This window comes from Anaerolineales bacterium (assembly GCA_022866145.1).
GTDB lineage: Bacteria > Chloroflexota > Anaerolineae > Anaerolineales > E44-bin32 > PFL42.
Window position 1 is genome coordinate 1 of the sequence record JALHUE010000464.1, and the last position, 3,851, is coordinate 3,851.

Below are 3,851 nucleotides of genomic sequence, written 5' to 3' on the forward strand. Positions count from 1 at the left end.
ATCCGTCCGCGGCTCGCGCATTGGGCGCCGCGTGCAAGACTCGAGCCACTCAATCGTGTTCTGCCGGTACGGCTCGCACAGCGAATCGATGGTGTCGGCAAGCACTCGGGCATCGTGGAAGTAGGTCGACATGGATCCTGCACCTCCCTGGCTCACACCGCCACACCCCGCAGCGGCAATTGGGAAGATGCAAGGAGCAGGCCAATCGTCCGTTCCGACCGACGATCGCCCTGCATTTTCCCCGGCGTATCTCCGGCTGCTGCCGGATGGCGGGCTCGCCAGGCGGGCGGCCGAAGCCCAGCGCAGGCTTCTGGCATGCAACTTGTGCGGCCGCAGTTGCGGCGTCGACCGACGATCCCAACTCGGCGGCTGCCGCACAGGCACCACGGCCCAGGTCGCCTCCTTCGGACCGCACCACGGCGAGGAGGAAGTGCTGCGCGGCTGGGCGGGCTCCGGGACGATCTTCTTCGGGTCGTGCAACCTGCACTGCGTGTTCTGCCAGAACGCCGACATCAGCCAGACGCTTGGGGGCAGCTTGATGCCGGCGAGCGAACTGGCCGAGGTCATGCTCTGGCTCCAGGCGCGGGGCTGCCACAACATCAACCTCGTATCACCGACGCATGTGGTGCCGATGATCCTCGAGGCCGTGGCCGAGGCCGCCGGGCGTGGCCTGCACCTGCCGCTGGTCTACAACACCGGCGGCTACGATTCGCTTGAGACCCTGGCGCTGCTGGACGGAGTGGTCGACATCTACATGCCCGATATGAAGTACGCCGAGGCGGACGTGGGGCTCCGGCTGTCCGGCGCTAAGGGCTATCCAGCCGTCAACGCCGCCGCCGTCCGGGCCATGCAGCACCAGGTCGGCGACCTGGAGATCGATGGGCGAGGCCTGGCCCAGCGCGGCTTGCTGGTGCGCCACCTGGTTCTGCCCGAGGGATTGTCCGGCACGGAGCGCATCCTGCGCTTCCTGGCGGCCGAGATCTCGCCCCACACCGCGGTGAACCTGATGGCCCAATACCGGCCTGCTTACCGGGCCGACGCCATCCCGGAATTGCGGCGGCGGACGACGGCGGCGGAGTACGACGTCGCCTGGCAGGCGGGGGTTGAGGCCGGCCTGACACGGCTGCCCCTGTGCTCTCGTTGATTGAGGGGTGAGGCCAGGGGACGGCACCCACCTTCGACGCCTGCGGGGCTGGCCCCGCACGTCACATTTCCACCCAGGGTGAGGCGGCGAGCGCTCAGTACAGGAACATCGGCAAGCCGTCGAAGCTGCGGATCCTCGGCCGGTAGGCATCGACGTCGTACAAGGCGTCGACATCGACCTTCCGTGCCCCGGCCCGGGTCTCCGTCATCGACACGTGCGTGTACACACCCTTCTTCAGGGCAACCATCCTCCCGGTCTTGCCGGCCATCAACAGGTCGGCGGCCAGGCTGCCGTAGTTGCCGGCGACCATCAGATCCAAAGCGTCGGGCGGCCCGCAGCGCATCAGGTATCCAAGCTGCTGTTGTACGATTCCTACGCCGGTCAGTTCCTTGAGGATGTCGCCGGTGATCAGCCCGACTCCGCCCAGCTTCTTGTGTCCGTAGGAGTCGGCCTGCCCCCGCTCGACCATCTCGCTGCCCTGCATCTGGGCACCCTCAGAGATTGTCATCATGGCATAGCTGCTGGGATTGGATCGCCGGTCTTCCATCAGCAGCTTCGCCAACTTCTCCGGGTCGAAGGACACCTCGGAGATGATCACGCGGTCGACGGCGCCGAGGTACCCGGAAATCAGCGAAGTCTCCCCGCTGTTGCGCCCGAACAGCTCGATCACAGCAATGCGTTCATGGGAACCGGTGCTGGTGCGCAGGTTTGTGATGAACTCGACCGAGCGGGTGACGGCGGTCGAAAAACCCAGGCAGTAGTCTGTGCCGGATACATCGTTGTCCATTGTCTTGGGAATGGCGACTACCGGCACACCTTCGTCATGCAGGCGCAGGCCGTAGGATAGGGTGTCGTCCCCCCCGATAGGAACCAGGGCATCCACTTTTAGGTGCTCGAGGACGGACAACACATGCGGGGTGAAGTCCTGGACCTGATCGCCCTTCACCTGGGCCTTGAGGAACTCGGGAGCGTCTTTCACTTTGACCTTGCTAGGGTTGGTGCGAGAGGTGTGCAGAAAGGTCCCTCCGTAGCGGTCGACCGTACGCACAACAGCCGGTGTCAGGTCGAGCACGTTGGCCGCCGAGCCGCTGTCGGCAGGGTTGAACTCCAGCAGGCCCGCCCAGCCTCGCCGGATCCCTAGTACCTGGTGGCCTTCGGCCACCACTCGGTTGACGACGGCTTTGATCGCCGGGTTCAGGCCTGGGACGTCGCCGCCTCCTGTCAGAATGCCGATTCTCATGATCTCTCCTCGAGTTGAGGGGTTCGCCGCGGTGGGCTACAACAGGCATCACCTGCAGCCCTGGCTGACCCCCGACGCCCATGCGCCACAGTCAGGCTGGGCCGGCCGCCCCCCTGAATCGATCCAGCTGTCGCTGGAAGAACTCGTTTCCCGGCGACAGGCCCAGCGCCTGTTCTTCCCAGTGAGCGGCGGTGCCGGCGTCGCCGGCGGCATACCAGGCCTCGGCCAGGGTATCCAGCACATCCGCGTCAGCGGGTGCTAGCTCCTGGGCACGCTGGGCCGCCCGTAGGGTCTCCTCCGGATACTTCTTGCGCAGGGCGAGATGCCAGGCCAGGTTGTTGAAAACCTCGGCGCTGGCTATCGGGGCTTGAAGCGCCCTGTCCAGCAGAGACCGCACGCTGCGCATCAGCAGCGGGCTGCACTCGGGCTCATCATCTGCCAGGCGGCAGTAGGCCTCGACCAGGAACGCATACTGCCACTGATCATAGAGGCGCCGGAGTTCGGCCACCGGCTCCGCCTGATCGACGACCTTCAGATCGACCAGGCGGTCGTCGACGGCCTGATAACCTCCGTTCCGCCGAACGACCTTGAGCGCCGAGGACTGCTTGCCGCGCCGATCGCCCCCGGCTTGCTCCCCGGCTTCCAGGGCCAGCAGCAAGCGCTCGGCCAGCGGGCCGGTGGCTACCTGGAACGTGCTCAACATGCGCTCGACCACCTCAGGCCCGACCAGAATGTTGCCCTGCACCGAGACAGCCTCCGACGTGCGATGGCCAGCCCAGGCCTGGGTGCTGGCGCCGGTGTGGGCGGCCGCGTTCCCGTGCCGGTCGACAATGCCGACCTGGCGCACCCCGGGGTCGGAATCTCGAGCCAGGATGGCGTCGAGGGCCTGCTGGGCAGATGCGCCCTCGCCCAGCGCTTGCAGCGCCCAGGGTGCGAGGTGCGGGTTGGTCAGAGCTTGCGTGGCAACCGCTCCGACCTCGGCCTGCATCCAGGGAACAATGTAGCCGACGTCCAGGACGCGGGAAGCCACTGCCACCCCCCACTCCCGGCGCTCGGGATCCATGGCAACGATAGAGAACGTCCCCGTCATCCCTCCCGGGCGTTTGCCACCGCCCGAGGGGCCAACTGCGCCTGGGGCGCGCAGCGGCTGGCCTGGGCTCTGCGAGAAGCCCTTGGGCTGGCGGATTCGCGACGGCACTTGCGGCTCACCCCTGCGCATGGTCATCCCTGTCCGCAGCCTCCGAGGGTTCACTGCAGCCGGAGCGGTTCGAGGCGCAGGCTTCCTTCACCCAGCAGCGAGATCAGCTGGGCATGCAGGTCCTTGCAGTATCCGGTCGTGGCATTGGGGAACTCGAGGTTGTAGTGACGGGCGGCCTCGTAGACCATGAAGGCGAACCGGTCTCGTCCCGGGTAGGAGAGCAGCAGGCCGTGCACGCGCCGCAGCCGCCGCGCATCGCGATCCTTGTC

At 66.6% G+C, this 3,851-nt stretch carries 4 protein-coding genes; 1 reads left to right on the forward strand and 3 read right to left on the reverse strand.

What is annotated here, in order from left to right; genetic code table 11:
* The first annotated feature begins 187 nt into the window (after positions 1-187).
* A complete protein-coding gene (locus tag MUO23_13710) occupies positions 188-1,144 on the forward strand; it encodes a radical SAM protein (protein MCJ7514006.1) in 957 nt (318 codons plus the stop codon).
* A gap of 94 nt (positions 1,145-1,238) precedes the next feature.
* Here MUO23_13710 and MUO23_13715 read toward each other — a convergent pair whose 3' ends face one another.
* The 3 genes from MUO23_13715 to MUO23_13725 all read right to left on the reverse strand — a co-directional run.
* Positions 1,239-2,384, reverse strand: coding sequence for a 6-phosphofructokinase (locus MUO23_13715; protein ID MCJ7514007.1), 1,146 nt, complete (start codon positions 2,382-2,384; stop codon positions 1,239-1,241).
* A gap of 91 nt (positions 2,385-2,475) precedes the next feature.
* Complete coding sequence (locus tag MUO23_13720) at positions 2,476-3,582, reverse strand: DUF1028 domain-containing protein (protein MCJ7514008.1); 1,107 nt, start codon at positions 3,580-3,582, stop codon at positions 2,476-2,478.
* Between the two features lie 50 nt (positions 3,583-3,632).
* A partial coding sequence (locus tag MUO23_13725) for a hypothetical protein (GenBank protein MCJ7514009.1) occupies positions 3,633-3,851 on the reverse strand: 219 nt, incomplete at its 5' end.

Coding starts and splice junctions, on each gene's coding strand:
- MUO23_13710 (MCJ7514006.1), top strand. CDS start 188: ATGCAAGGAGCAGGCCAATCGTCCGTTCCGACCGACGATCGCCCTGCA.
- MUO23_13715 (MCJ7514007.1), bottom strand. CDS start 2,384: ATGAGAATCGGCATTCTGACAGGAGGCGGCGACGTCCCAGGCCTGAAC.